Annotated in this window: 25 protein-coding genes, 4 tRNA genes and 1 pseudogene; 14 read left to right on the forward strand and 16 right to left on the reverse strand. The window is 43.3% G+C overall.

Annotation, left to right across the window (positions count from 1 at the left end; translation table 11 throughout):
- Positions 1–22 precede the first annotated feature (22 nt).
- The 6 genes from H0S56_RS02205 to rnr form a co-directional block, all read right to left on the reverse strand.
- Complete coding sequence (locus H0S56_RS02205) at positions 23–904, reverse strand: DMT family transporter (RefSeq protein WP_195725563.1); 882 nt, start codon at positions 902–904, stop codon at positions 23–25.
- A gap of 55 nt (positions 905–959) precedes the next feature.
- Complete coding sequence (locus tag H0S56_RS02210) at positions 960–1,394, reverse strand: restriction endonuclease subunit S domain-containing protein (protein WP_174894197.1); 435 nt, start codon at positions 1,392–1,394, stop codon at positions 960–962.
- Positions 1,395–1,411: 17 nt separating this feature from the next.
- Positions 1,412–1,621: a YheV family putative zinc ribbon protein gene (locus H0S56_RS02215; RefSeq protein ID WP_171054337.1), complete on the reverse strand. Its 210-nt coding sequence runs from the start codon at positions 1,619–1,621 to the stop codon at positions 1,412–1,414.
- A 40-nt stretch (positions 1,622–1,661) separates the two neighbouring features.
- The gene (locus H0S56_RS02220; RefSeq protein ID WP_195725564.1) at positions 1,662–3,701 is read right to left on the reverse strand and encodes a M3 family metallopeptidase; all 2,040 of its coding nucleotides are present in this window, start codon (positions 3,699–3,701) and stop codon (positions 1,662–1,664) included.
- A gap of 309 nt (positions 3,702–4,010) precedes the next feature.
- On the reverse strand, positions 4,011–4,325 hold the full coding sequence (locus H0S56_RS02225) for a hypothetical protein (protein WP_195725565.1): 315 nt from the start codon (positions 4,323–4,325) through the stop codon (positions 4,011–4,013).
- 84 nt (positions 4,326–4,409) lie between these two features.
- Positions 4,410–6,857 (reverse strand): ribonuclease R, encoded by a 2,448-nt coding sequence (rnr, locus tag H0S56_RS02230; RefSeq protein WP_195725566.1) that lies wholly within the window; start codon positions 6,855–6,857, stop codon positions 4,410–4,412.
- Between the two features lie 263 nt (positions 6,858–7,120).
- Between rnr and H0S56_RS02235 the strand changes: the two genes are divergently transcribed.
- From H0S56_RS02235 to H0S56_RS02255, 5 genes are all read left to right on the forward strand, one after another.
- A tRNA-Ser gene (locus H0S56_RS02235) sits at positions 7,121–7,210 on the forward strand.
- Positions 7,211–7,226: 16 nt separating this feature from the next.
- Positions 7,227–7,303 (forward strand) — tRNA-Arg (locus tag H0S56_RS02240).
- A gap of 49 nt (positions 7,304–7,352) precedes the next feature.
- Positions 7,353–7,429, forward strand: a tRNA-Arg gene (locus tag H0S56_RS02245).
- A gap of 118 nt (positions 7,430–7,547) precedes the next feature.
- Positions 7,548–8,153, forward strand: coding sequence for a dihydrofolate reductase family protein (locus H0S56_RS02250; protein ID WP_195725567.1), 606 nt, complete (start codon positions 7,548–7,550; stop codon positions 8,151–8,153).
- Positions 8,154–8,440: 287 nt separating this feature from the next.
- Positions 8,441–8,517, forward strand: a tRNA-Arg gene (locus H0S56_RS02255).
- 104 nt (positions 8,518–8,621) lie between these two features.
- On the opposite strand, the gene H0S56_RS02260 is transcribed toward H0S56_RS02255, so the two are convergent.
- Positions 8,622–9,920 (reverse strand): SRPBCC family protein, encoded by a 1,299-nt coding sequence (locus H0S56_RS02260; protein WP_195725568.1) that lies wholly within the window; start codon positions 9,918–9,920, stop codon positions 8,622–8,624.
- 158 nt (positions 9,921–10,078) lie between these two features.
- On the opposite strand from H0S56_RS02260, the gene H0S56_RS02265 reads away from it, so the two are divergent.
- Complete coding sequence (locus tag H0S56_RS02265; RefSeq protein WP_195725569.1) at positions 10,079–10,576, forward strand: YcxB family protein; 498 nt, start codon at positions 10,079–10,081, stop codon at positions 10,574–10,576.
- 37 nt (positions 10,577–10,613) lie between these two features.
- A complete protein-coding gene (locus tag H0S56_RS02270; protein WP_195725570.1) occupies positions 10,614–11,255 on the forward strand; it encodes a fumarylacetoacetate hydrolase family protein in 642 nt (213 codons plus the stop codon).
- A 51-nt stretch (positions 11,256–11,306) separates the two neighbouring features.
- Here the strand turns inward: H0S56_RS02270 and H0S56_RS02275 are convergent, their stop codons facing one another.
- Together H0S56_RS02275 and H0S56_RS02280 are read right to left on the reverse strand one after the other, a co-directional pair.
- The gene (locus H0S56_RS02275) at positions 11,307–12,458 is read right to left on the reverse strand and encodes an IS4-like element ISAbe18 family transposase (RefSeq protein WP_195726034.1); all 1,152 of its coding nucleotides are present in this window, start codon (positions 12,456–12,458) and stop codon (positions 11,307–11,309) included.
- 128 nt (positions 12,459–12,586) lie between these two features.
- On the reverse strand, positions 12,587–13,408 hold the full coding sequence (locus H0S56_RS02280; RefSeq protein WP_195725571.1) for an AraC family transcriptional regulator: 822 nt from the start codon (positions 13,406–13,408) through the stop codon (positions 12,587–12,589).
- Between the two features lie 104 nt (positions 13,409–13,512).
- Between H0S56_RS02280 and H0S56_RS02285 the strand changes: the two genes are divergently transcribed.
- Complete coding sequence (locus H0S56_RS02285) at positions 13,513–14,451, forward strand: DMT family transporter (protein WP_180086863.1); 939 nt, start codon at positions 13,513–13,515, stop codon at positions 14,449–14,451.
- Positions 14,448–15,335 (forward strand): annotated as a pseudogene (gene yddG / locus H0S56_RS02290) (aromatic amino acid DMT transporter YddG). Before H0S56_RS02285 ends, yddG begins: the two are co-directional and overlap by 4 nt.
- Before the next feature lie 29 nt (positions 15,336–15,364).
- On the opposite strand, the gene H0S56_RS02295 reads toward yddG, so the two are convergent.
- Entirely contained in the window at positions 15,365–16,612 is a 1,248-nt protein-coding gene (locus H0S56_RS02295) for a YihY family inner membrane protein (RefSeq protein WP_004281448.1), read from the reverse strand.
- A 113-nt stretch (positions 16,613–16,725) separates the two neighbouring features.
- On the opposite strand from H0S56_RS02295, the gene wrbA reads away from it, so the two are divergent.
- A complete protein-coding gene (gene wrbA, locus H0S56_RS02300; protein ID WP_195726035.1) occupies positions 16,726–17,322 on the forward strand; it encodes an NAD(P)H:quinone oxidoreductase in 597 nt (198 codons plus the stop codon).
- 47 nt (positions 17,323–17,369) lie between these two features.
- Here the strand turns inward: wrbA and H0S56_RS02305 are convergent, their stop codons facing one another.
- Positions 17,370–17,795, reverse strand: a complete 426-nt coding sequence (locus H0S56_RS02305; RefSeq protein ID WP_171065910.1) for a hypothetical protein — start codon at positions 17,793–17,795, stop codon at positions 17,370–17,372.
- A gap of 854 nt (positions 17,796–18,649) precedes the next feature.
- On the opposite strand from H0S56_RS02305, the gene H0S56_RS02310 reads away from it, so the two are divergent.
- The 3 genes from H0S56_RS02310 to H0S56_RS02320 all read left to right on the forward strand — a co-directional run bounded on the left by H0S56_RS02310 (position 18,650) and on the right by H0S56_RS02320 (position 20,985).
- Positions 18,650–19,027, forward strand: a complete 378-nt coding sequence (locus H0S56_RS02310; RefSeq protein ID WP_044113166.1) for a hypothetical protein — start codon at positions 18,650–18,652, stop codon at positions 19,025–19,027.
- Positions 19,021–20,226: a CsgG/HfaB family protein gene (locus tag H0S56_RS02315; RefSeq protein ID WP_195725572.1), complete on the forward strand. Its 1,206-nt coding sequence runs from the start codon at positions 19,021–19,023 to the stop codon at positions 20,224–20,226. Before H0S56_RS02310 ends, H0S56_RS02315 begins: the two co-directional genes overlap by 7 nt.
- Before the next feature lie 84 nt (positions 20,227–20,310).
- The gene (locus H0S56_RS02320) at positions 20,311–20,985 is read left to right on the forward strand and encodes a hypothetical protein (protein ID WP_195725573.1); all 675 of its coding nucleotides are present in this window, start codon (positions 20,311–20,313) and stop codon (positions 20,983–20,985) included.
- A 309-nt stretch (positions 20,986–21,294) separates the two neighbouring features.
- Here the strand turns inward: H0S56_RS02320 and H0S56_RS02325 are convergent, their stop codons facing one another.
- The 3 genes from H0S56_RS02325 to H0S56_RS02335 all read right to left on the reverse strand — a co-directional run bounded on the left by H0S56_RS02325 (position 21,295) and on the right by H0S56_RS02335 (position 23,517).
- Entirely contained in the window at positions 21,295–21,870 is a 576-nt protein-coding gene (locus H0S56_RS02325) for a xanthine phosphoribosyltransferase (protein ID WP_004732222.1), read from the reverse strand.
- 88 nt (positions 21,871–21,958) lie between these two features.
- Positions 21,959–22,672, reverse strand: coding sequence for a DUF3108 domain-containing protein (locus H0S56_RS02330; RefSeq protein WP_195725574.1), 714 nt, complete (start codon positions 22,670–22,672; stop codon positions 21,959–21,961).
- Positions 22,673–22,830: 158 nt separating this feature from the next.
- Positions 22,831–23,517 carry a hypothetical protein gene (locus H0S56_RS02335; RefSeq protein WP_005263717.1) on the reverse strand — a complete coding sequence of 229 codons (687 nt, stop codon included), beginning with the start codon at positions 23,515–23,517 and terminating at the stop codon, positions 22,831–22,833.
- A 263-nt stretch (positions 23,518–23,780) separates the two neighbouring features.
- Here H0S56_RS02335 and H0S56_RS02340 point away from each other — a divergent pair, with 263 nt between their 5' ends.
- Positions 23,781–24,638, forward strand: a complete 858-nt coding sequence (locus H0S56_RS02340; RefSeq protein ID WP_195726036.1) for an energy transducer TonB — start codon at positions 23,781–23,783, stop codon at positions 24,636–24,638.
- Between the two features lie 184 nt (positions 24,639–24,822).
- Here H0S56_RS02340 and ybeY read toward each other — a convergent pair whose 3' ends face one another.
- Both ybeY and H0S56_RS02350 read right to left on the reverse strand, forming a co-directional pair.
- On the reverse strand, positions 24,823–25,305 hold the full coding sequence (gene ybeY, locus H0S56_RS02345; RefSeq protein ID WP_195726037.1) for an rRNA maturation RNase YbeY: 483 nt from the start codon (positions 25,303–25,305) through the stop codon (positions 24,823–24,825).
- Positions 25,306–25,327: 22 nt separating this feature from the next.
- Positions 25,328–26,404 (reverse strand): PhoH family protein, encoded by a 1,077-nt coding sequence (locus tag H0S56_RS02350; protein ID WP_004281434.1) that lies wholly within the window; start codon positions 26,402–26,404, stop codon positions 25,328–25,330.
- Positions 26,405–26,416: the final 12 nt, after the last annotated feature.

Genomic DNA, 26,416 nt, shown 5'->3' on the forward strand with positions numbered 1-26,416 from the left:
GTATCTAATTTGAATTCTTTGATCAGATCTTCGATGAATTCAGGCGCTTGTGCAGGATCGGACTACACAGCAGAATCGCACAGAAAATCAGCCCCAGCCCGATCAGGCTATATAGATCCGGAACTTCCTGCCAGAACAGAAAGCCCCACATGCCGGCAAAGAAAATCGCCACATAGTTGACTGGCCCAATTTGTCCTGCCGGAGCCAGCTTATAGGCATTGGACATAAACAGTTGGCTGAAATTGGCCAGGATGCCGGCAATAATCAGATAGCTGAGTTCTGTCAGGGTATAAGGTCGCCATAGCCAGAACATCGGAATCACGGAAATCAGGGTGCCAATAAAACAGAAGTAAAACACGATTTTTTCCGGAGAATCGGTTTTGGTCAGCGCCCGAACCGTGACAAACGCCATCGCCGCCAGAAAACTTGCACCCAAACCAATGACCGACATCAGGTTAATTAGACCCGAATCCGGTTTGGCAACACAGAGTACGCCGACGAAACCAATCAGAGCCGCGACTGACATGCTTGTGGTGATTTTTTCCTTGAGAAATAGCCAGGCAATCAAAGGAATAAAAATCGGAGAAGAGTAGGTGAATACCATGGCATTGGAGAGTTTTAAATGCGCGATGGCATAGAAAAAGCCGTACATGGCAGTCAGGCCGACCACTGCGCGCCAGGTGTGCATCCACAGTTTTTCAGTTTTGAAAAAACCAATGCCTTTATTGAAAATGAAGGGCAGGAAGATAAACAGCCCGACAAAATTGCGAAAGAAGACCACGGTGGCGTTATCAACCGTTGCTGAGGCATAACGGATACACACGCCCATGACTGAAAAGAAAAAAGCAGAGCAGGTCAGTAACAGAATGGCTTTAAGCAGATGCGGAGCGGCTGGGGGAGACATGGAAACAACTGAGCTAGAAGATCTGACGATATTCTAGCTGAAATGCTGTCGAGATTTACTGGCTTTGAGCAAATTGTGCTTCAAGTAACTTGATCTGTTCCTCTTTCAGTTGGATCAACTGGTCGGCATCGCTATGCTGCGCATCCAGTGTGGCTTTTTGTTCATTGAGCTGAACTTGGATATCATCTAATTTAGCCACTTCTTCTTTGGCCAAACTGGCATTCTCCGGCACTGGTGCATCTAACAGCTGATCTGATACCAGTGCTTTAGCTTCGATCGCCTCAGCTGCTTTCGCTGCCGCCGTATCTTCTTCAGTTTTCGCCGCAGGTTTTGCTGCCGGAACAGCCGCGATATCTTCCTGATGCATGCGTTCCGCTTCACCGGAAGAGGCATTCAACCACTGATATAGCAATACCAATGCAACGACAGTAACTAAAGCCCCCATAATCCCCATTAAAAGTTTGGGGTTATTTCTTTGTTCTACTGACATAGCTTGAACCTTGATTTTTATTTTACTGAACGAGGTTTAAACTGAATCACGCCAACTTCATCTGGAACAGCTGGTGTTTCTGGTTGGTCAACATGTGTGGGACGATTTTCTTCATAACCACATTCAATACATTCGATCCATTCATCTTCACCAGAGGTCAGCATGACAACGCGATCTAACGCCTGACATTTTGGACATTTTGCGCCTGCAATGAAACGACGTTTAATGGTCATCATACTCACCTTGTGATCAACTTAAAAAGCTAGTTTAAGCGTTTTTAGAGGGGTTCGTCCAACCTTGATGACGCAGCAATGCATCTATTTTTGGCTCGCGTCCGCGGAAATTGATAAATGCGTCAAGTGCTGTGTCTTTTCCGCCAACTGCGAGGATATTTTCCCGAAACTGCTTTCCGGTAGTGGTATTAAAAATACCTTCATCTTCAAAGCGGTCGAAGGCATCACTGGCCAAAACTTCGGCCCATTTATAGGAATAATATCCTGCTGCATAACCACCGGCAAAAATGTGACTGAAGCTGTGCTGGAAACGGTTATAGTCGGTGGTCGGTAGGACCGCATACTTTTCGCGGATCTCATTCAGAGTAGCCTGAACCTGTGTTGCATTTAAAGCCGGATTGGCTCGGTGAATACTCAGGTCAAACAGGGCAAATTCAAGCTGACGCAGGGTTTGCATGCCAGACTGGAAGAAACGTGCATCGAGCAGGGCTTTCAGCAACTCTGCCGGCAAGGATTCTTGAGTTTCAATGTGCTCGCTGAGCAGATCCAGACTTTCCTGATCCCAGGCCCAGAATTCCATAAACTGGCTTGGCAGTTCGACCGCATCCCAAGCCACGCCATGGGTACCTGCTACCGCAATATTGTCCACTTCTGTCAGCATATGATGCAGGCCATGACCAAATTCATGGAACAAGGTGATGACTTCATCATGGGTCAAGAGTGCAGGGCGATTGCCGACGGGTGGAGTAAAGTTACCGACCATATAACAAATCGGTTTTTGCAAGCCATCACTGGTCTGCATACGAGAACGGAAACCGCTCATCCATGCACCGCCACGTTTGCCTTGACGTGCATACAGATCAAAATAGAAACCGCCAATCACCTGACCCTGATCTTCTAGTTCAAAATAACGTGCATCTGGATGCCAGACAGGCGCTTCACGTTCAATGACTTGAATGCCATACAGACGATTCACAATACTGAACAGGCCTTGCAGGATTTTTGGTGCAGGGAAGTAAGGTTTAAGCACTTCCTGTGACAAATTAAATTGCTGCATTTTCAGCTTTTCAGAATAATAGCCACTGTCCCACGGTTGCAGATCACGGATGCCATCTTCAGCAGCAATCGCTTTCAGTTCTGCAATTTCTTTCTCTGCTGGCGCACGGGCATGCTCTGCCAGATCACGCAAGAATTCGTCTACGGCCTCTACACTTGGTGCCATTTTGCTGGCTAAGGACAATTCCGCATAATTATTAAAGCCAAGCAGTTTTGCCATTTCCAGACGCAAACTGAGAATTTCTTCGATCAGTGCAGTATTGTCAAACTCGCTCTGTTCAGCCTGATCTGACGCACGCGTGGTATAAGCTTTATAGAGTTCTTCACGCAGAGGGCGATTTTCTGAATGGGTCATGATCGCCAGATAAGACGGGAAATCCAGCGTAGCCACCGGTTGATCCAGCTCACGTTGCTGACCATATTGTTTTAACAGCTCAATATTATTTGAAGATAGACCCGCTAACTCATCTTCATTCAGCGGTCTGAAATAGGCCTGAGTCGCATCTAGCACATGGTTGGAGAAGTCGGAAGATAATTGGGACAGACGTGCCGAAATTTCCGCATAACGTTTTTTCGCTTCACCCTCTAACGCCACCCCAGATAATTTAAAGTCACGTAAGGCCAGTTTAATGGCGCTTTGCTGCGCTGCCGGCAGTTCACTATAAATCGACGCATCATAAATATGCTGATAGGTCTGATACAGCGCCGTATGTTGACCCAGTTGCGTATAATATTCGCTAAGACCCGGTAAAAGTGCTTGGTAGACATCACGGGTTTCGGCATTGTTCATCACGGCATTTAAATGTGACAAGATGCCCCAAGACTCACTCATATTGTTTTCAAGCGTGTCGACATGTTCCAGAGTAGTCAGCTGCTCCTGTACTGTAGTAGGCGTTTCGGTGAGGTCATTCAGGAACTTTTGCCCTTCAGCGATACAGCTTTCAATTTTTTGTTTTAGCTCAGCCAGCGTAATCTGATCAAATTGTGGAACAGGCAAAGTTGCCTTTTCTAAAGTCATGTCGGTCTGCCGATTTATTTCCTATGTTAAATCTAGATGTAGGGGTTGTAAGCTAGGAAATCAAGCTATCTATACTTTTTTCTCGATCTTTTGATTTAAGGTTGTTAATGATTTATTGATATTTTTTAATTGTTCTAATAATCCTCCATTGGACGCTGGAAGTGATTCTAATTCATTTATATCAATTGTAGAGATGTCAGTGATTTTTGTTTTCCAAAGATTCAAAGGGTGTTTATACAAATATGTAATAGTGAATGTTATAGGGGAATTATCTAATGAATCTTTTAAGCCCCCATATTGCCCCCAATCTTATATATAGCTCTGATTGGGTGGGAATACTTTGACTCCATTTTTAAAAATTCCAGTTTCAAAATATTGTTTTTCAGAATTTAATTTTTCAATTCCAAATGCTGCACGAGGGATCAGTCGATCACTAGATATTTTTACATTATAAGCGATGGACTTTCCAATATTTTTAACATGAAGTTGGATTACGGATTCTTTCCCATAATGAGGGGTAGCAAAAATAATAATTTGTGGTTGCTGATCGGACTTAAAAACTGCATAGGTTACGAGCAGAGCCATAAGAGAAATGATTAATGTTAGAATATTAATAACTTCCAATTTATAATTCCTTTTTATTTCTAGTTAGTATCTTGATTATGAATAAAAAAGAGCGCCGTAGCGCTCTTTTTAAACCATCAAAAATTATTCAGTCTTGGCTTTTGCATTCGACTTTTTCTTTTTGACCTTGGCCTTTTTCTTTACTTTATCTTTAACCTTTGCTTCAGACTTTCCTGCAGATGGTTTAGCAGACTTTTTACTGTAAGAGCTGGGTTTTCCTTTTCCTTTTTTGCGTCGTATGGGTTGTTCTCCATCGGCGCTCAAGTTGGATTTAGATTCACGTTCATTATTGCCAAACACTTCTTCTGTCGCTGCTGGACGTGATACTGGTTTTTTCTCACTCACGCGCGGTGCACGGGCACGAACTGCACGGCCGGCATGACTGAGTTGTTGCACCAGTTCAAAATCGATCTTACGTTCTTCCAGATTGACACCGGCAACCTTGATTTTGACTTCATCACCCAGACCAAAGACCTGACCACGGTTCTGGCCGATCAGATTCTGGCTGCTTTGATCAAAGACAAAGAAGTCATCACCTAGCTGGCTGACATGCACCATACCATCGACATACAGATCTTTTAACGTGACAAACAGGCCAAATTCTGCCGTTGCACTAATAATGCCGACAAATTCTTCGCCCAGATGCTGCTGCATATAATGACATTTCAACCAGGTCGTCACCGAGCGCGACGCTTCATCTGCACGACGTTCTGTGGCAGAGAAATGGTCACCAGCTTCATCTAAAGCACCGCCTGAAAGCGGAGATGGCTTGTTATTTAAATGTGCTTTGATTGCACGATGCAATAACAAATCCGGATAACGGCGAATTGGTGAAGTGAAATGTGTATAGGCTTCATAAGCCAGACCATAATGGCCTGCATTACTCGCACCATAGTAAGCCTGCATCATGGAGCGTAATAACACGGCATGAATACTTGGTGCATCAATCCGTTCTTTGGTCGCTTCAATCACCGCCTGATAATCTTTCTGAGTCGGCTGTTCCGGGAAATTCAAACCCAGCAGCTTGACGAAGTCACGAACTTTCTGGATACGCGAGAACTCAGGTGGCTCATGCACGCGGTACAACATTGGCATTTCATTTTTCAATGCATATTCTGCGGCTGCGACGTTGGCCAACAACATACATTCTTCAATCAGCTTATGTGCATCATTACGGCTACGCGGCAAAATTTCTTTAATTCCGCCTAGTTCGTCGAAAGTCATGTAAGTTTCAACGGTTTCAAATTCCATGGCATGACGTTCAGCACGTAAACCTTTAAGAACTTGATAAAGCTGGAACAGAGTGTTGATCGACTTGCGAACTTCACGGTCTTCGGTAATCGCCTGGCTGTCGCCTTCCAGATACTGTGCGACCTGATCATAGGTCAAACGTGCCTTGGAATGCATGACAGACGGATAGAACTCAAAACCGGTGACTCGGCCAGCACGTGACAGTTTTAAATCACAGACCATACATAGGCGGTCAACGTTCGGATTTAACGAACACAGGCCATTCGACAATGCTTCAGGCAGCATCGGTAAAACGAAGTGCGGGAAGTAGACTGACGTCCCGCGTTCCTGCGCTTCATCATCTAGCGGTTTGCCTGGACGTACATAATGGCTGACATCGGCAATGGCCACGACCACACGATAGCCACCACCCGGACGTTTTTCGGCATAAACCGCATCATCGAAGTCACGTGCATCTTCACCATCAATGGTGACCAAGGCTAAATCACGTAGATCCACACGACCTTCACGGTCTTTGGCCGTTGGCTCTTTAAAGCTTTCGGCTTCTTTAACCACTTCTTCCGGGAATTCATAAGGCAAACCATATTCTAAAATGGTTTGTGGAATGATGATTTCAGTATCGGCCTTGTCCGCCATGGACTGCACAATATGTCCGGTCGCGAATTCTTCACGGGTCGGATAGGTATCAATCGCCACACGAATCGAATCACCCAGATTGACTTGGGCATGTTCAATCAGTTCTTTTTCAAGGGTGATTGGCTGATGCGCATTCGGGTTGGCCGGCTGGATAAAGTATTCACCATCATATTCTGACACTTTACCAATGATCTGTTTGACACGATGCTGCACAACTTCAGTAATATAGCCCCAGGCTTTACCTTTACGGTCTACCGAAGTCTGACGCACTTTAACGCGGTCACCATTAAAGACCAGGCGCAGTTCACGCTCAGCCAATAATAAGTCGTCCTGGCCGGAAATGTTGGCAGTTCCCATCCCCCGGGAATTGATATAAACCGTCGCTTCGGATTCAGGTTGCTCGACGGCAATCTGAAACTTGTAGCCGTCTTTCATCAGTTGCCCGTCACGCACCATCGCAATTAAACGATGGCTTAGGGCATCAATACTTTTTTGATCTGCAATTTCAAAATGTTCGACCAGGTCTGCATGGGACTGGGCATTGTTCTTTTCGATGGTTTCTAAAATGAGCGTGCGGCTAGGGATAGGGTTGTCATAACGTTCGGCTTCAGCTTTTGCTTCAGGATCGACCCAGTTTTTCATCATGTCTTTAAATTTATCTTAGGAGATAGGTTTAGCATAAAACATGTATGCGCAGACTGCACGTAAATGATTGCAATAATCCATTTAAGTTTTCAATTTTCTGTTAATTTTCGATAACTGGAAATTTATGCAGTTTTTTTGCCATCAAAATGCGCGAAAAATCGAGGAATTGCTTAAAAAGTATTTAAACGAGCAAAAATATGCACTTTTTTTTGATGCTGCGCTTGCAGTGCCATGCCGAAATTTGTATTATGGCCGCACGTTACGGTGAGATGGGTGAGTGGCTGAAACCACGTCCCTGCTAAGGACGCATACGGGTAACTGTATCGAGGGTTCGAATCCCTCTCTCACCGCCACGCTTACTTACGTCGCGCGCTCATAGCTCAGCTGGATAGAGCACTTGGCTACGAACTAAGGGGTCGGGAGTTCGAATCTCTCTGAGCGCACCAAGTAAGTTAAGCAGAAAAAACGTATTGCCAACCGAGGCACACAAGTTACGCGCTCATAGCTCAGCTGGATAGAGCACTTGGCTACGAACTAAGGGGTCGGGAGTTCGAATCTCTCTGAGCGCACCAACTTGAACAATTAACCGCACATGTTGCGGTTTTTTTGTGCCTAAAATTTACAGAAACACCAGACATCACGTGCTAAAAATAAGTCTCAGGCGAGTGAATAAAAATAAAGGCAGTCGTGATGAGAAAAATCATTGTCCAGGAATTTTTGACCCTAGATGACGTGATGCAGGCGCCCGGCGGCCCCAAAGAAGATATATCTGGTGGTTTTCAATATGGTGGCTGGGTGGCACCGTATTTTAACGCGGAACCTGATCCGGCATTTGATGCCATCATGCAAACATGGATGCAGCCCTCCGATATTCTTTTGGGGAAAAATACTTTTCAGATTTTTGAATCTTACTGGCCCACACATACTGAAGACTGGCCGGGAATTAATGACGTCAATAAATATGTCCTTTCTACCAGTCTGGAGCATTCCGACTGGCAAAATACCCTTTTTCTGAAAAGCATTGATGAGATCATCAAGCTTAAAGCATCAGGAGAGGGGGATATTCGAGTTTATGGCAGTGCTGCAGTGGTACAGGCGCTTTTCAAATATGAGCTTGTGGATGAACTTTGTCTGCTGACTTTTCCAATTATACTGGGTGTTGGCAAACGCCTGTTTAGTCATGAATCAATACCCGCCGCTTTTCAATTGATAGATCATCTGGTCAGCTCAAATGGTATTGTGTTTACGCATTATCAAAGGGCAGGAGAAGTAAAGACGGGAACAATACGCGAGTGATAAAGCGCACAAGAGTGATGGTCGGTTTATATTTGAATTCTATTCTGGCTGGATACCTGGTTGAGAATACTTAAGGTTGACCCATTATTTGGTGCTGAAATTTTTTGGAAAATGAAGCTTCTTGGTTGAATTAATTAAGTGCTTTTAGCTCTAAATTTGCAGAAGTTTTCAGCAGAAAGTTGTGAATATTGCTGCATCGTTTAATTACTGTACGTTCGGTTGAGATTTTATTAAAAAACACTTAACAACACTGAAAAAACTCGTATAATGCACCCCATCAAGACGTCGCGCTCATAGCTCAGCTGGATAGAGCACTTGGCTACGAACTAAGGGGTCGGGAGTTCGAATCTCTCTGAGCGCACCAATCTTGATAAAAAATCTGAAAAACCGCACATTGATGCGGTTTTTTTGTGTCTGGAATGTGTGTGAATTTTTCATATAAAAAACCAATAACTCTCTGCATCCTTCTTATCTTAATTTTTGCTGAACTTTCAGTGCATAAACGGTATTGCCACCTACCGCAGGTAAAACATCGTGATAGGGTATGCTGCGCATGGCTCTTAATAAGAACGGCGCCTGATCGTGAATCTTCATGCTGCTGGTAATTTGAAATAAGGTACCCTGTGACTGCGGCAATAAGCGCATGCCACCTTTCACAAACTTTAAGTCACCGCCATTGGCATTGAACTGGTTTTGCAAGGAATCAGGCTGGTAAAAACGCATTTTGAAGTTAAATGGAATCTGAATCACCCCTAAACCCACCGAAACCTTATAGTTGGCATCTATATTCTGGGTATTGACCGGATTCAGTTCGACCTTCTTGATTTGCCGGGGGAAAAGTTGCTGCGTCGCTTCAGCAGCCAACCGTGGCCGCAATTTTTTGACCGGATGCGCAAAATATTGATAGGTGCTGCTAAATCTTAAATTTTCTGAGACTTTTCCTTCTTTAATCTGATAGTTCGGCAAAATGAAACTGACCGGTTGACCAGACTTTTGGCTGATCTGGGCAATTTTTTGTAGCTGTTGAGGGTTGAATCTAAGTTGCGGAATCGGAGTTGCTAGTGCTGCTGTATGCTCGATTTTAAAGCGTTGTTGTAGTGCTTCCAGCAGAAATGCATTGGTACTCGGCGGAATGCCGAGTTTGGCTTCAGGTAGCGCATTCAGGATTTTACTGAATAAAAAGCCTTTGGGCTGGTTCAGGTCGCCCCATTGGGTGACAGTCACCAGCGTTCTATGCGAACCCAGTGCAAACCACTCCAGTTTTCCTGCACCATAGAGAATTGGCGCATCAATAATTAAGGTGCTGATGCTGTTTTCACCCAGATGATGCTGCATCACTACGGTTTCTTTAAAGTTCAAGACTGGAATCGGGGTCGGGATATGAACCTGATATTTAACCTGCTGAATCGAACCCTGCTGCTCCAGCACTTTGGCCGACTTTAAGGTCGGAAACAGACCGACATAATTCGGATAATGTTGCAGCAATTTTTCAACCTGAGCTTCAGCCACAGGCAATACTACAGCCGCACTATAAAACTGTGTCTTGCTGGCTGCATTACTGTTTAAGGTGGGAAGCTGAGTTTTACTGGTTGGATGCGCATAAATCAGAATCCGCTCGCCGGTTAATTCTGCCAGTTGCTGGGCATTGCCCTGATAAGCACTCAGACTGCTCGGCAGTTCGGCATTCCAGGCAATGATTTTGGCCAGTGCTGGAGCAGAAGCTGCCAAACAAACACCGATGAGCATGCATTGCTTTAATCCTTTCATTCAACATCCTGTTGCGTATTTTTTGTTTTAATTGCTGTTTATTTAAAACCAAATGCACGTATTTCCAAAGCAAAGTTATGTAATTGATGCGACAGGCCATAAGCGCTATGGATATTTTGGTATAGTATTGGGCAAGATTTTATTTTTGATGTGATGCTATGACTGAGTCAGCACCGACTTTATCGACCCGTTATTTTCTGACTTTAGAAGAATCTCAGGATGGTTTTGCCCTGGCGACTTTTGGCAAAAAGCAGATTTCACGTTTTCTGACCCCTTTGGTCAGTATCGGGATCATCATCTGGGGTTTCTCGATGGGCTTTGATGGCGTTGGACGTTATTACGTGGCTTTGGGTGCATTCTTCCTGATCCTGCAAGGCATCATGCGTTACTGGTTCCTGCCGATGATGTTTAAACGCCAGTTTGTTAAATATCAGTTTGGTAAAAGCGAACAGGGTATTGATTTGTATCAGGACTATGCGGAAATTTTTAATAATGATCGTAGCAAGCTGGTGCCATATAGCGAAGTGCAGAATTTTGCTGTTGGTAAACTCACTTATATGATGGAATTAAAAAACCGTACCGTGGTTATTGTGCCGAAGCGTGCATTTAAGGACGGCACTGAACAGAGTATGTTCGAGCATACATTTAAAAAATAATTCAGATATCTATAAAAGGAAAAGGGAAGTTTTGATCATGAGCACACGTCCATCCAAAATCGTTTGTGTGGGTCGCAGTTATGCCGATCATGCCAAAGAACTCGGCAATGCGATCCCTGATCGTCCGGTATTGTTCATCAAGCCACCGAGTGCCTTAAGTTCGCTCGAAGCAGGCATTGAGTGGAATCCGGAATGGGGCAATTGCCATTATGAATGTGAACTGAGTTTGCGTATTGACCGGACTTTAAGCAAAGAAAGCGATCCTATGAAAGCACTTGAAGCTGTGGGTGCGGTGACTTTAGGTCTGGACTTAACTTTGCGTGATTTACAGGATGATCTCAAGAAAAAAGGCCAGCCTTGGGAACGTGCCAAAGCCTTTGATGGCTCTTGTCTGTTGTCGGATTGGGTACCTGTCGCCGATGTAGTCACTGACTGGAAAGATGTGCATTACACACTGCAAGTCAATGATGAGCTGCGTCAAAAAGGTGATACCGCTTTATTGATTTTTGATATTGCGACCTTGCTGGCTGACATCAGTCAGGTCTTTACTTTGGAAGAAGGGGATGTGGTGATGACCGGTACCCCGGCAGGTGTTGCAGCATTGCATTCAGGCGATCAACTGAAAATGACCCTCAAAGGGCAGTCTCAGGATTATGTCTGGACGACTTTTGTGAAATAACCAAGATTTTGAATCAAAGGAGCCTATTGGCCATTGCTGTCCCACAATTTTTCACAAGAGGAAGCTCATTTGAGCTTCCTCTTGTTTTATGGGTATTTTATCGGGTGAAAATAAAGCTTTTAAAGTTCTTCTTTCAAACAAATTCACTTGAATTATTCTGAGTAAACGTTGAACTGTCCAACCTGTTTTCCCTAAATGTTGAGCGAAACTCACCAATAAATAGGCGATCATCGCAATCCAGATTTGTGTCTGAATTGCGTTCCTGCTGCGGCCTAGAAACGCTTTTAATTTGAGATTCTGCTTAATCGCCTTAAAGAACAGCTCAACTTTCCAACGATCTTTATAAATCGCCGCAATGGTGGAGGCGGCTAAATGAAAGTTATTGCTGAGAAAGCTAAAGTGCTTGCCACTTTGCTGATCTCTATATTCAATTCTTCTTAACACTGGGGCTTTTCTTTTTAGGGCATGTGCGCTATTCAGCTGAATGGTTTCATCTTTTAGAATACCTTTGGATTCAAGCACTGGATGTTGCCGGATCACCTGATACACAGATTTAGGCCTAAAACGTGTGACAAATCCAATGTTTTGAGCAGTCAGATTTGCATACCATTGGTAATCGACATAGCCTTTATCAAAAACTACAATGCTGCCAGCAGGAAACTGGAATTTGCGGCCTTGTACCATGTCATTTTCTTTGCCATTTTCAACTGCAACAAACTCAGGAATATCATTGCTGTGATTCAATCCTATGCTGAGTTTCATGCTGGCTTTTGAGTCATGAACTTTGGCCCATTCACATAAGGAAAGCGACAGGTCAATATGACTGGCATCCAAGGAATACAAGGGATTCTTAAAGCGAAATTTATGAGCTACTTTCGAGTGTTCATAGTATTTAAGCAACTTGTAAAATAGCTGTTGATACAAGGCAGCAGGCTGCTGCTCATTGATTCGTGCCAGCGTGCTTCGGGGAATAGACTTTGCTCCGAGATGACTTAGCTTTTCCTGTTGGCACTCCAAATTGGATTGAATATCTCTCAGACTTTGCCTACAAGAGAATTGAGACATCAATATGGCAATAAACTGATCCCACCGGGAAGCCGCTCTAAATTTCTGTCCAACATGGTGTACTTTAGCAAGTTGTTCAAAATCCTGTCGCACAACAGGTTTAATTAGCTCATGAAATACGGTATTCTGATGTGACAAAACCTGAATCCTGGTCGTTAAAGTGTTTGTTTGCACTCATATTTTAACTGTTAGGACTCAGGTTTTTTTATTTAAAGCAAACTATGGGACAGCAGTGGCCTATTGGCTCCTTTTTCATAGGCATAATTTTAATCATTAACAGTATAACGTTTGCGAAATTGATCTGGGGTGCTTCCCATCCAGCGTTTAAACATGTTGATAAATGCCGAGGCATTGGCATAGCCCAGATCAAAGGCGATGCTTTCAACGCTATGACCTGCATTTAATAAAGACATGGCCTGCATCACTTTCAGGCGTTGCCGCCATTCATGCAGTGACATTCCCAGTTCTTTCTGGCTATATCGCGCTAGCGTCCGCTCGGTTAAATTGACGCGTTCGGCCAGTTGCCGCAGCGAGCTCTGATCTGCCGGATGCTGATGTAAATAATCTAAAATCTGTTTCAGCAGTACATGTTCTGAATGCGGTAGATAACTGCTGACCAGTTGGGCTTGCTGGAGCTGATCGAGCAGTACCTGTAGCAGACGTTGATATTCAGCTGAATCCTCGAATGCTGGATGGTCTTGCTGATGTAGTTGTTTCAGGTGGGTAAATAAAGCAGTGACCAAGGGGGCGCTGAGCAGGATGCCCGGTTGAGTGGGCAGTTGGCTACAAAGTGATTCATGCACATACAGAGTGCCATGAGAAACTGCGGTACGGTTCAGACCACGATGCTCTAAATTCGGTGGGAGCCAGATGCCGTGAGGTGAAGGCGTCACATAATTTATATGATTAATATTCACTTCCATCACGCCATGAAAAGCATAGACAAATTCTCCCCAGGCATGGCCATGTAGCGGATAAACAGATTGCGCGGGATCCTCCCTGAAGCTGATCCACAGAGGTGCTTTAATCAGATCATGGGTCGGAAGTTGCTTGAGCGAAGCTGAATCTGCTTGGATTTTTTTATGCATCACCGAAATTGCCTGAATAACACCATCATTTGTCTGTTTTGAAGTATATCTTTTATTTCTGACACTTTTATAGTGTACCTTCCAAATGAGCAACAGGACCGTATGTGAGCCAGCGTCAGGCATTAGATGCCAAAGCATCTGCCATCATGTTTGTATTGTGTATGTTGTGGGGTTTACAACAGGTGGTACTGAAGTGGGCCGCGAATGATATTTCAGCCCTGATGCAAATTGCCTTGCGTTCAGCCTTGTCTGCGCTGATGGTTTATCCCTTGATTCAGCAAAGCGTACGCCGTCAACTGTGGAATGCACGCTATTTACCTGCAGGATTGCTGGTCGGTGTGTTGTTTGCAACCGAATTCTATCTGATTGGTGAGGCACTGCGTTATACCTCAGCCTCGCATACGATTGTTTTACTCTATACCGCACCGATTTTTGTGGCTTTGGGTTTGCACTGGAAATTGCCGGCAGAGCGTTTGTCTGCTGTGCAATGGGGCGGAATATTTCTCGCCTTTAGCGGAATTGTAGTCAGTTTTCTGTTACGTCCACAAACGGGGTCAGGTCTACAGACTGATGCCTTGTGGGGAGATTTTCTGGCCTTGCTTGGCGGCGTATTCTGGGCAGCCACCACAGTCAGTGTACGTCTGAGCCGGCTGGCTGAAGCACCTGCAACCCAGACTTTGTTCTATCAATTATTGATGGGTGGAATCCTGTTATTGCCTCTGGCTGTTCTGACTGGGCAAGCAGCTATTCAATGGACGGTGTTGTCTATTTCCAGTCTGATTTTTCATACCGTACTGATTTCCTTTGCCAGTTATCTGATCTGGTTCTGGATGCTGAAACATTATCTGGCATCACGGTTGGGGGTATTTTCCTTTTTGACCCCTGTATTCGGCATGCTGTTCGGGGTGCTGATTCTGGATGAACATATCGAAATCAATTTTATTATCGGCACCTGTATGGTGATGTTGGGCGTGATTCTGGTGAGTTTGCAGGGATGGCTGAAAAAACCGAATATTAATAAAACTATTCAAGAGCAAGTATGAAAAACTGGTCTGTAAATTTAGCGACCTGGATTGGCCTGTCTTCCATTCTGATCTGGGCCAGTCTAGTCGCTGTAGTGAAACTGATTACTGAATCCACCAGTGCAGTGCAGGGGATTGCTTTAATTTATAGTTTTAGCAGTCTGGCGATTTTGGCATTCACGGGTTTCCCAAAAATCAAGCAAATGTCCAAGCGCTATCTGTTCGGTTGTGGCGCTTTATTTGTGGCTTATGAGATTCTATTTCTGGTTGCCGTGGCATGGTCGGATAATCGTGAACAAGTGATGCTGATTGCCATGATCAATTATCTGTGGCCACCCTTGATGATTGTTTTTTCGATTTTTGCCCGGCAGTTGCAGGCCCGCCTCTGGATGATTCCCGGCTTTCTGCTCGCCGTAATAGGACTGATGCTGGTGGTCAATCCAGAAATCACTAATCTGCCGAAGTTTATGCAGGTTTTAGCTGAAAATCCTTAGGCCTATGGCTTTGCCTTTCTCGGCGCTTTGTTATGGCCTTGCTATTGCGTTCTGACCAGAACCTACGGCCGCGGACAGAATGGCGTACCGATTTTCTTTTTGGTCGCTGTAATTAGCTTATGGTTCTTACATTTAGGATTAAACGAACCTTTTATCATGCCCACATTCAAGCTATGGCTGGGAATTGCAGTGGTGGGTAGTCTGATTGGCATCGCCTATAGTAACTGGAATCAGAGTATGCAATTCGGCAATATCAAGGTGCTGATTTTAGCCACCTATTTTATGCCGATTCTTTCTTCGGTCATGTCAATGCTGATTCTGGATGTCAGACCCGAACTCAGTTTTTGGATCGGGACGGGTTTGGTGACTGCAGGCGCTATAGTCTGCTGGAAATCTACCGCTATCAGTTAAAAAAAATCCTCTCAAGCGAGAGGATTTTTTTATTTATGTCGGAACAGTTCGGATAATGGGAAATTGAGTTTTTCTTCCAGATATTGATCAGTTTCCTGTAATCTAGGTGAGAAATTTTGCATCCAGATGTCATCAGTCTGGGCATTGGTGAGATGGTTTTTGCGTGGCAGTGGATAAGGCAATTGCAGATAAAAATTCCAGAAGCTGACCTGATCCAGATCGCGAACCAGCACATATTCATTCTCATCGGTGCGTTTGATCAAATTCTGCTTTTCAAACATGGCGACATAGCTCGGCCAGCGTCCAATTTCATCCCGGCCTAAGACCTCAAGTGCTTGGGCTTCACTGATGCTTTCACCAGTTTTCTGCTTTTTATAAAATAATTCTAACAGATCCAGCAGCATGACGATGGGATGGCGTTTATTGTCCTGCCCAGATTCAAACGCCGTCAGGGCATAGCTGATTTCAACCCCCAATAACACAATAATCCACGACAGATAAATCCAGAGCAGGAAAATCGGTACGGCGGCGAATGCGCCATAGACAATTTCATAACTGGTGAAGTTTGACATGATATAGCCGAACAGGTTTTTCAACAGCTCAAACACCACGGCACTAAACAGACCGGCAATAAAGGCAGATTTAAGCGGTACACTACGATTCGGGATGGTCCAGTTCAAAATGAAAAATCCGAGTACAGTCAAAGAAAATGAAATCGCCCAGAGAACAAAGGCACCATCCAGCTCATAACCGGCAAAGTTATTGCTGAGAATGCTCATGGATGCCACGGTCGAGGAAATCACAAACGCACTGCCGAGTAAAATCGGCCCCAGCGAAATAATGGTCCAGTAACGCATAAAGCCCATAATTCCGCCCCGTGTTTCAGTCACGCGCCAAATGCGGTTAAACACCGTTTCGATACTGCTGAGCATCAATACTGTGGTCACAAATAAGAACAGAATACCAATGATGGTGAGATTGCTGGATTTATCGGTAAAGGCATTCAGGGCTTTATCAAAGGCAATGGTGGTTTTGGGTAAAAAATTACTATAAATCAGCTGCTGTAATTGCTGCCGCGCAGGTTCTAGGGCTTTAATGGAAGAAATAATCACCAGAAAAACCGTCAGCATCGGCACTACGGCGAACAGGGTGGTATAGGTCAGGGAACCTGCCTGTTCGCGACAGCGGTCTGTTTCAAAGCGTCGAAGTACAAATAAAACAAATTGAAACCAGTGTTTTTCATAGAAAGGTAATTTCTTTAAATACTTAACAATCATCTGCATCCAATCTCAATTTTTTTAATCATCATGAATTTTCATCATCAGCTTAACCAAAAAACTTGCAAAGTATCGTATAGTTTTATTTTTTTAAGTAATGACTAAGAACCATGATGCAACCTTATGTCCTTGTTTTATATTACAGCAAATATGGCTCAACCAAAGAAATGGCGCATTTAATTGCCAATGGAATTGAAGCGACAGGCGTGCCAGTAAAAATCAGGACAGTTCCAAATATATCCAGCATGGTAAAAGTCGCTGAACCGAGTATTCCGGCAGAAGGGGATATTTACTGTACTCTGGACGATCTGGCGCAGTGTGCCGGCCTGGCGCTCGGTTCACCGACCCGTTTTGGTAACATGGCTTCTGAAATGAAATATTTTTGGGATCAGACTACGAGTCTGTGGCTGAATGGAGCGCTACACGGTAAACCGGCTTGCGTGTTTACGGCATCAGGTTCCATGCATGGTGGACAGGAAAGTACTTTGCTGACCATGCTGCCGCCGTTGTTCCATCATGGCATGATGATCATGGGGCTTAGTAACGCAACACCTGCACTCTCGAATACCAAAACTGGTGGCACACCTTATGGTGCTAGTCATGTCAGCGGCCCACGGCATGATCAGGGCTTGAGTCCGGATGAAAAAATTCTGTGTGAAGTACAAGGCAAGCGTTTAGGTGAAGTGGTACTGAAACTCAATCGAGTCTGAAAAACACTCACAGGAAATGAAGGATGAACTTCATTTCCTGAATTTTATTAGGCTTCTTTTTGATCTTTTTGATCTTTTTGATCTTTTTGATCTTTTTGATCTTTTTGATCTTTTTGATCTTTTTGACTAAATCTGTATTTGCATTTCAGACATTGATAATCCTGAAACAGATTACGGTCGACAGAAACCCCGGCTTTTTTCCCCAGAAAATTACCGACCACACCGCCGGTAATTCCGACACTGATTGCACCGACAAAAGTGCCTACGGTTCCGCCGACAATCACACCTAAAGGTCCGGCTACTGTACCAATTGCAGCGCCAATCGATGCACCCGAAGCAGCGCCACCTACAGTCCCTGCAGTTGCACCCGCTGAACTCATGAGAATGCCGCCAATTTTCTTTAAATTCTGTTCATGATCGCGCTGTTCGATATCAGCTGAGCCACATTTAGGACATTGCATAGATTGTTCCATCAAGGATTGAGATGTGCTTGTTTTAGGTTTATCGGAAATAGGATTTTTGCCCTGATCAGCACTTATTCATAACATACAACAACACACTAGATAAGTTTTGAATTCGCAAATCAGAAACATTGCATACTCACTTGATTCTAGTTGAGTTCACGCTAAAACATTGTATTTCAGCTGTAAATATATGCCTTCTTGGTTGATTAACGCAATTTTTAACCTGCCATTGAGGAAATGGCAAATCTCAAGATCATCAGAAATGTTCTTTTCTTATCATTCTAAATATTATGCTCTTAGCTCTTAGAAAGACTATTTCTGGAGTTAAGATGAAAAAGGAAGGGACGTCGAAAAATATGCAAACGAGTTCTTATCAGGGCTATTAAAATTTTTCTGCCAAAATACACCTGAATATTGGCGTTTCTTTATAAGTCACCTTCATTGTAATTGATTAATTATATTTTAAATAAATCTTGACATTTATCCTTGTTAAATAGAAGTTCTAATAAAATAAAAATTTACGACTTTTAAAATATAAAAAGTATAATAATTCTAATCTTTATTAGATAAATTTTTTATTATTGCTAATATGAAAAATATATTATTTTAATCAAGTTTTTTATATGAATTTTATATTCAAAAAAATTTTATATAATGATTTCTTACAAATCACAAATAATAAACAAATTTTTATTTATTAATTAAAAACAATAATTTATATTTTTAATTAAAACAAAAAAATATGTGAATAGGGATATTTTCTACATTTTATAATTTTATGTGATTTAATATTTTTCAGATAAATTTAATCTTACTTAAACGAAAAATTAAATAAATATCTTAAATCAGAGGATATTAAGATTATGAGAATATTAGTTATCAATCTGGGTTTATTATGTTTGTGTTTTCTAAGTAACGCTTATGCCACCTCTGATGAGTGGACTCAGCGTTGGAAATCATCCAGTGCCCGTTCCAATGAGAATCTAGTTCAAGCCAATCTGATCGAACTTAAGGAGTCAGACTATTATTCTGGATTAGGTAAAACCACCGTTCATAGCACTTCGACCACCTCCATCGGGACGGTAAATACCCCGACCAACAATATCAATGTAGAGGGCGCAGACAACAATATTGATATTACGAGTGAATTGCTGAATGAAGCACCAGTCAATTCAAATACCAATCAAAATCCTCAGCGCTGTCTTAATTTAAGTAACAGACCAGGAGAATCACAATGCTGAATTTCTCCTCGACCAGAAGACATATATCTTTCTTAAGTGTCACCGTCCTTTTCAGTTCTTTTTTAACAGGCTGCACAGGCTTGGCACCTTCAAACAAGAAGCCAGTTAGCCTGGTACAAGGCCCCCCAATTACCGATATTTTTACCCCTTTTGATATGGCTTTATCCTGCTTAAAAGGACAATTACGTAATGATGTGAGTTTCTCCGTAGGGGCAATTCTGGATCAAACTGGTAAGGATGTAGTTACCAATGGTGGTAGCGGAAAAATGGTGACCCAAGGTGCGGGAGATATGGTGCAATCTGCCTTGTTTCAGGCGGGGGTAAGCTTAATGAACCGGCGTGATCCCCGGATTATCGAAAGCGAAGCCAAGTGGGGCATTCGTGATCCAAGACAAATCCAGGCCTCTGATTATTATGTGACAGGCAGTATTAACAGTCTGGATTTTATTCCGGGTGGTGGTTTTGATATGCAGATCGCCGGTGTTGGCCCGAATTATAGTCAAACCCGGATTATGGTCGGTCTGGATTTATCTCTGACAGATACCCGCAGCAGTAAAGTCGTGGGCAATGTTTCATTGCAGAAACAAATCGCTGCACAGGATTATGGCTTAAGTGCAGGCAGATTCGCTGGTCGTACACTCTTAAACATTCAGATTGGAAAAGGAGAACGCGAGGCAACTAACTTTGCCTTGCGACAAATGTTGAATCTGGCCACTTTTGAATTGCTGAGTCAGGTTGTCCCACCCGCCGTATTTGAAAGCTGTCGTGCACAGATACCGCCAGAGTTCGGTCAATTGAACTTAACCCGAAGTTCTGTGGCACTGCATAAGTACAAGAAAAGCCAGCAACAAAATAGTACAGCTTCAAGTAGCGCTGTTCAGGAATCAGCATCACGCCAGGCAGACTCATCCAATGAAAAAAATAAGTCAACCAACTCCCCGAGCAAAGATACAAAACCGCCTAAACAGAAAGAGTCCGAGGTGATTCAAAACCCTGAAGCAGAGCCTGAAATGAGTAAACAGGACTTGATTAAATATATCAGCAAGAAGCAGCGTTCACCTTCTTCAAATGAAACAAATGAAGAAAAAGATACTCAAGAAGAAGCTGACAACGAGTCAGAAGATGAAAAAACTACAACGCTATGGGAGGTCAATCCTGATGTGGTCGAAAATTATTGGTCTAGCACGCAGCGTGATTAAAAATATTTAAAAATGGGCTCGCTCCCATTATAAGAAGGAGTACTTAGCGAGAGGTACTTCAAAACAAAAGTAGGAAGAACAACGATGAAAAACACGATCAAAACAATCGCTTTATCCGTCGCCTTTCTGTCTGGTACAGGTATGGCATACGCCCAAGGAGATGAAACACCTACTGACGTCACCGTAGATACAGGTTTAATAGCTACCCTGGATTCTATTTCTCAGCAGGTTGAAAATGGTTCTGCTTTGAATCTTGCAGTGAATACAGGTGATGTTGATGCAAGTGTCGATTTAGAAGCAATTGCAGAAGCTACAAGAGAAGCACCAGACGCCATTAGTTCAATTGAAGGTACAATTGAAACTACTGCGATTGGTGCCGCGAATACAGGTAGTATCAGTATTGAGCAGGGTAGCTACAATAAGGTGGTATCAGACATATCAGATGCAACGGATAACTACGACTACAGTGAAGTAACGAGTGCAACTAATAATTCTGAAACTCTAGAGGAGCTATCAGAGGTTGCGGATAGTTCAGATATCTCGGAAGTTGTGAGTTCGACACTAAGTACTGACTATAGTGAGGAAATCAATGAAACTTTAAGCAATTATAGTGTAGCGAATATTGCCTATAATGCGGGTGCTATTGATGCATCTGTCAGTGCTATTTCAGAAGGAACTCAAACTGCTATTAACAACAGCATCACAACTACCGCTATCGGTGCTGTGAATAGCGGTAGTATCACTGTGACTGTTAAATAAACTCTTTTTTCGAGGTGAACATAGGTCTAACTATTGGCAGATAGTTAGGCCTCTTTATTTTATAATAACATCCACATAAATTGTTGTTTATTCATCGGATAACAAGAGTGCTTATTCAATGAATCTCTATTTCAGAAACTGAATAGCCTGGAGCTTAAGATTAAGCTATTTACCCAGATTAAAATTTGTAATGAAAATAATAATTTAGGTTGATTTGAAACCGATCTCTGGATATTTTTAATTTACATCCTCAAAAAAGCGCAATAAAAAAAGAGCGCATCAGCGCTCTTTTAAAATTCATTGGCGAGCTTAGTCGCGAACAAATTCAACTGTGCCATTTGTCAAAGACTTTACGCGTGCCAGTGATTCCACACGGTAGCCTTTTTCAAGCAGCAGGTCACGACCTGGCTGGAATGATTTTTCAATCACAATACCAATACCGACTACTTCTGCATTTGCCTGGTGGATCAGGTCTGCAAGACCTAAAGCCGCTTGACCATTAGCCAGAAAATCATCGATGACTAAAACCTTATCGGTTGAGCTGATGTGTTTATTTGAAATCGCGATTGTGCTTTCAGTCTGTTTGGTAAATGAAAAGACTTTAGAACGATATAAATCATCTTTCAGGGTGAGAGACTGGTATTTACGTGCAAAGATCACAGGTACGCCAAGCTCTAAGCCAGCCATTACGGCAGGTGCGATACCTGATGCTTCAATCGTAATAATTTTGGTAATACCAGCATCCTTAAACAGACGCGCAAATTCTTGACCAATCAGTTGCATCATGACTGGATCTATCTGATGGTTTAAGAAAGAATCTACTTTCAAAACTTCTTCAGAGAGGACGATGCCTTCAGCCAAGATTTTCTGTTCTAGTGCATGCACGGGAGAATCCTCAAGAGCAGGTGCTTTTTCAAGCAAAAGCGTATTGTAAAAAGCACCCGGAAAAAATCAAGTGAAATTCGCCAAAAACTTAGTTGCTTGCACCTTTATAGTCAGTTAACAGCAAACCATAGGAGGTTTTCTTGTCGACATGCGAAACTTTGACTGGAAGATAGTCAAGTTTTGGCGCCAGCCAGAAGATGGTCTCACGGCCTGGCTTGCTATGCTTCATCACCACTTTAATGGTATTGAAAGAACCATATTTGGTATTCACCGTCTCTGAACCCTGCTTGATAAACTTACGGCCTTCGACTTCTTTAGCATCAGCGATATAGTAATTTCCTTTCAGACCTGAATTTTTTAAGTCTTCACGGATCTGCAATTCCGCATTCAACTCATCCAGAACATCTGCTCTCCAGGCAAAAGAACGTTTTTCATCATCTTTCTTGGTACTGATGCTTTTGCTGGAAGGATTGAAATTAATACTCATGGTATTGTTATGCACCAGCACTTTACTGCTGCGACTGAAACTGCTTGAGCCGATCTTGCCATTATTAAAAGTAAAGCGGCTGGTTTCGGTTGCAGAGGCAATACCTCCGGCTTTTGCAGCAAAGACATAAGTCCAGTTATTGCCTGATTTGCTTAAAGTCCGCGTTGCAGACCCCATATTCTTGCCATTATAGCTAAATTGATAACTGGCCTGGAAAGGAGTCATGGCAAAAGCCTGGCTAGAAATACCAGTGAACAGTATCGCGCTGCTCAGACCCGTGGTCATCACTAAAGTTTTGAATACAGTCTTCGCCATCAGTTATTTTCCTATATTGGTTCAACGGGCAAAACATATCACTTATTGCACCCTTTATTATTTGGGCAAAATATGGAAATTGAAGGGATATTTCTGTCAAAAATGTATATTTCATGTAGTTTTATAGAACTTTTGTTCAAAACTACGTTCGGCATGATTTAAGAAGGATCTTTCTGTTTGATGGGGGTGACCCGGTTATCATCCATTTCGTCTTCATCCCAGTTCTCTTCCTGATCTTGGGAAAGTTTTCTAAACAGGGCTGCAAGATTGACGTTGCCAATCACCACCAGTTCGGCTTCACGAAGTACTGCGTGATTGACATGGACTTTGCCCAAGGTATCAATGACAGATCGGCTTTTACCTAACCAGCGATTTAAATCCAGATAGAGCAAGTCATCGATGACTTTAATTACACCCAGTTTTTCCAGAATCATTCCCAAAGGATCTTTATTCAAGATACGTTGATAGAAGAACAAGCCGAAACGCACGCCCAGTTTATACAGCATATTTGGATATTTGGCTTCAATCAGCTGAGTATCACTAATTTGCTCGAACACGATCAACTGGGTGGTTTTATTCAGTTCCATCTGTACCAGTTTCAAATCAACCGATAAAGTGACAATCAGGCCTTTATAATCCAGTGTTGCGTAGAGACGCAGCCAGTCTTCATGTAAATCTGCATGTAAGTCTTTTAGTGCATCGACATTGTCTGTGACAAAGCGCTGAAAGGTTGCATTCAGGAAAACTTGGGATAAGGGAAATTCACGCTCATCTTCAATAAATCCTTCCGCCCTCTGATACACTTGGCGGATTCGGTTGGAAATATTGGAAATTAGCGTTTGCATACTGAAGCGTCCTGGCAACTTTATTTTTGACTCGGGATGTATCTTGTCGAATTGTATGAAAAATACAAGCGTTCATGCTTGAAGTTTAGCAAAATAAATAGCACCATTTTTATAGTTTTAGTTATGTAACGTTGAAGATTTGATGGATTTGGCATTTTAAAAAGATAAATGACGAATCCGTTTATTTTTAATCTTTCAAATACTTTTTTGGGGAGCTGAACTCAGTATTGAGTTTGGGCGAATGTGAAAAAACGATGATACTCATGCCTCTGGTCAGAACTTGGTGGAAAGATCCAGTGTTTAGCAGTGCGGTGCTTGCCGCAGGCATTATGCATTTGATCGTGCTGACCCTGGAATTTGGTATGCCGCAAGATCGGGATACCAGTACCAAAGAAATCGCAGTCAGTTTGCGCCAGACTGATGAAAAAATTGAGCATGCTGATTTTCTGGCCCAAACGGACCAGCAGGGTTCCGGCCAGTTTAGAGAAGCTCATCGCATGTCGAGTGATATGCCATCGCCGTTAATGGAACAACATGCAGGCGAAGAACTGCAAGAAAGTCTGGATATGCTGCAACAGCAACAGGAACTCAGTTTTGAAGAAAAAGTCCTGATGACCACCTTGAGCTGGCAAAAGCAGGCAGAAGAAAATCAGCGTAAAAAAATGCAGGAGCAATTACAGAGCCAATTTCAGGCCAAAGCGGCCATGGTCGCCAGTCTGGAAGCGCAATATTTACAGCGTCAACAAAATTTCAGTCGTCAGCAAAAAATTAAGACTGTAGATGGTATTCAGTCCAAGCAGGATGTTTCGGCCGCCTATCTGGAAAAGTTCCGTGAAAAAGTGGAATTTTATGGTAACCGCTACTATCCGGAAGCAGCCAAGCAGCAGAATCTGGCAGGGGAAGTGCGGCTGATGGTGATCCTCAATCAGAATGGCGGGATTCGTGCCATTCGACTGATTGACAGTTCAGGACATGCCATGCTGGATGAAGCAGCTAAATCTTCCGTGCGTAAGGCAGCCCCATTTGGTGCTTTCGACAGTAAAATGAAAGAAATTTCCGAACTGCGAGTGATTCGTACCTGGCGTTTTGACCCGGCAGAAGCGGAGTTTGAAGTGCGTTAAAGTTGATATTTACCAAGACCTCTCCCTAACCTACTCCTAATAAGGAGAGGGAACTATATCTATAATGTTTAACAATCATAGGATTCTAATGAATGTTCTCCCTCCCTCTGGGAGGGAGTTAGAGGGAGGGCAACTTTCATTAAAAAAAAGCGAGCCTTGGCCCGCTTTTTTTAATATTCAAATTTTAGTTCTGTTCCAGATAAGGGTTTTCAAAACCCAGCTTGGCTAAAATCTCAATTTCAATGCTTTCCATTTCTTCGGCATCTTCATCCGAGGTTTCATGATCATAGCCCATCAGGTGCAAGGTGCCATGAACCAGCATATGGGTAAAGTGAGTCAAAGGCGCTTTGCCTTGTTCACTCGCTTCACGTAATACCACTGGAATACAAATCACCAGATCACCAATGGGAAATGCATCCAGAAACTGTGCCATTTCATCTGGAAGTTCACTTGGGAAAGACAGTACATTGGTCGGTTTGTCCTTGTCTCGATATTCCAGATTAAGCTTATAACTTTCGTCATTGTCGACACAGGCAATTCCGATTTCGCAATTACTCTGAGTGCCGATATGACGTAAAGTGGTTTCTACAACCTTTTTAATATAGGCACGTTTCAGTACCAGTTCAGGCGACTGAAAGTCCTGTTGTAAGGAAAGACTAAGTTTCAACACAAATCCTTAAGTTTAAAGCTTAATGCTGTGCATCTGCCGCAGCATCATTTTCAGCGATCAAGGCTTCCTGACGTGCTTTTCGTTCGGCACGTGCTTCAGCACTTAAACGCTGCTGTTCACTGTCCCAGCCTTCGTAGGCTTCAACAATTTTCTGTACCAGCTGATGACGTACCACATCACGCGAATGGAAACGGGTGATATGAATTTCAGGAATTTTATCAATCACACGCAAGGCATGTGACAGACCGGATTGCTGACCACGCGGTAAATCTACCTGAGTTACGTCGCCGGTAATCACGGCACGTGAACCAAAACCTAGGCGGGTCAGGAACATCTTCATCTGTTCAGGGGTGGTATTCTGCGCTTCATCCAGAATCACGAAAGAATGATTCAAGGTACGGCCACGCATATAAGCAAGCGGAGCCACTTCAATCACCTGACGTTCGATCAGTTTGGCCACTTTTTCAAAGCCGAGCATTTCATACAGCGCGTCATACAAGGGACGTAAGTACGGATCGATTTTCTGGGTTAAATCCCCCGGCAAGAAACCAAGTTTTTCACCGGCTTCAACCGCAGGACGAACCAGCAAGATCCGCTGAATTTCATTACGCTCCAGCATGTCCACGGCAGCCGCAACGGCGAGGTAGGTTTTACCTGTACCCGCAGGGCCAATACCAAAAGAAATATCACTTTGCAGAATGCGCTGTACATAACGTTTCTGGTTGGCACCACGCGGATTGATCCGGCCCTTACGAGTTTGCAGCCAGACATTGTCCAGCCCCGTATGTTCCTGATCGTCCAGATCTTGCTGAAGTTCACGGTCAGTCTGGCTGCCCTGAATCATCAGATGTAAAGTATCTGCACTAATCTGCTGACTATGTTCAGATTCTTCATGAAGACGTTGCAAGAGCATTTCGGCTCTCTCAACGGCATCGATTCCACCATCAATAATAAAACTTTCTCCACGATGGGAGATTTTGACGTCTAAACGTTGTTCAATTTGCTTCAAATGGCCGTTATAGGCACCTAACATGGCTTGTATACGGTCCATCGAAATTCCAGGAAAAGCTACTGTACGTCGAATCGCTGCAGTCAAGAGTGTTCCTTA

The sequence above is a fragment of the Acinetobacter lwoffii genome, from assembly GCF_015602705.1.
GTDB lineage: Bacteria > Pseudomonadota > Gammaproteobacteria > Pseudomonadales > Moraxellaceae > Acinetobacter > Acinetobacter lwoffii_E.

What these genes read in the sequence shown, in the direction of transcription:
- H0S56_RS02270 (WP_195725570.1), top strand. Translation starts at nt 10,614, where the DNA reads ATGAGCACACGTCCATCCAAAATCGTTTGTGTGGGTCGCAGTTATGCC.
- H0S56_RS02265 (WP_195725569.1), top strand. Translation starts at nt 10,079, where the DNA reads ATGACTGAGTCAGCACCGACTTTATCGACCCGTTATTTTCTGACTTTA.
- H0S56_RS02335 (WP_005263717.1), bottom strand. Translation starts at nt 23,517, where the DNA reads ATGCAAACGCTAATTTCCAATATTTCCAACCGAATCCGCCAAGTGTAT.
- H0S56_RS02295 (WP_004281448.1), bottom strand. Translation starts at nt 16,612, where the DNA reads ATGATTGTTAAGTATTTAAAGAAATTACCTTTCTATGAAAAACACTGG.
- H0S56_RS02280 (WP_195725571.1), bottom strand. Translation starts at nt 13,408, where the DNA reads ATGCATAAAAAAATCCAAGCAGATTCAGCTTCGCTCAAGCAACTTCCG.
- H0S56_RS02250 (WP_195725567.1), top strand. Translation starts at nt 7,548, where the DNA reads ATGAGAAAAATCATTGTCCAGGAATTTTTGACCCTAGATGACGTGATG.
- H0S56_RS02220 (WP_195725564.1), bottom strand. Translation starts at nt 3,701, where the DNA reads ATGACTTTAGAAAAGGCAACTTTGCCTGTTCCACAATTTGATCAGATT.
- H0S56_RS02340 (WP_195726036.1), top strand. Translation starts at nt 23,781, where the DNA reads ATGCCTCTGGTCAGAACTTGGTGGAAAGATCCAGTGTTTAGCAGTGCG.
- H0S56_RS02205 (WP_195725563.1), bottom strand. Translation starts at nt 904, where the DNA reads ATGTCTCCCCCAGCCGCTCCGCATCTGCTTAAAGCCATTCTGTTACTG.
- H0S56_RS02305 (WP_171065910.1), bottom strand. Translation starts at nt 17,795, where the DNA reads ATGGAACAATCTATGCAATGTCCTAAATGTGGCTCAGCTGATATCGAA.
- H0S56_RS02310 (WP_044113166.1), top strand. Translation starts at nt 18,650, where the DNA reads ATGAGAATATTAGTTATCAATCTGGGTTTATTATGTTTGTGTTTTCTA.
- H0S56_RS02330 (WP_195725574.1), bottom strand. Translation starts at nt 22,672, where the DNA reads ATGGCGAAGACTGTATTCAAAACTTTAGTGATGACCACGGGTCTGAGC.
- H0S56_RS02260 (WP_195725568.1), bottom strand. Translation starts at nt 9,920, where the DNA reads ATGAAAGGATTAAAGCAATGCATGCTCATCGGTGTTTGTTTGGCAGCT.
- H0S56_RS02320 (WP_195725573.1), top strand. Translation starts at nt 20,311, where the DNA reads ATGAAAAACACGATCAAAACAATCGCTTTATCCGTCGCCTTTCTGTCT.
- H0S56_RS02315 (WP_195725572.1), top strand. Translation starts at nt 19,021, where the DNA reads ATGCTGAATTTCTCCTCGACCAGAAGACATATATCTTTCTTAAGTGTC.
- H0S56_RS02210 (WP_174894197.1), bottom strand. Translation starts at nt 1,394, where the DNA reads ATGTCAGTAGAACAAAGAAATAACCCCAAACTTTTAATGGGGATTATG.
- wrbA (WP_195726035.1), top strand. Translation starts at nt 16,726, where the DNA reads ATGCAACCTTATGTCCTTGTTTTATATTACAGCAAATATGGCTCAACC.
- rnr (WP_195725566.1), bottom strand. Translation starts at nt 6,857, where the DNA reads ATGATGAAAAACTGGGTCGATCCTGAAGCAAAAGCTGAAGCCGAACGT.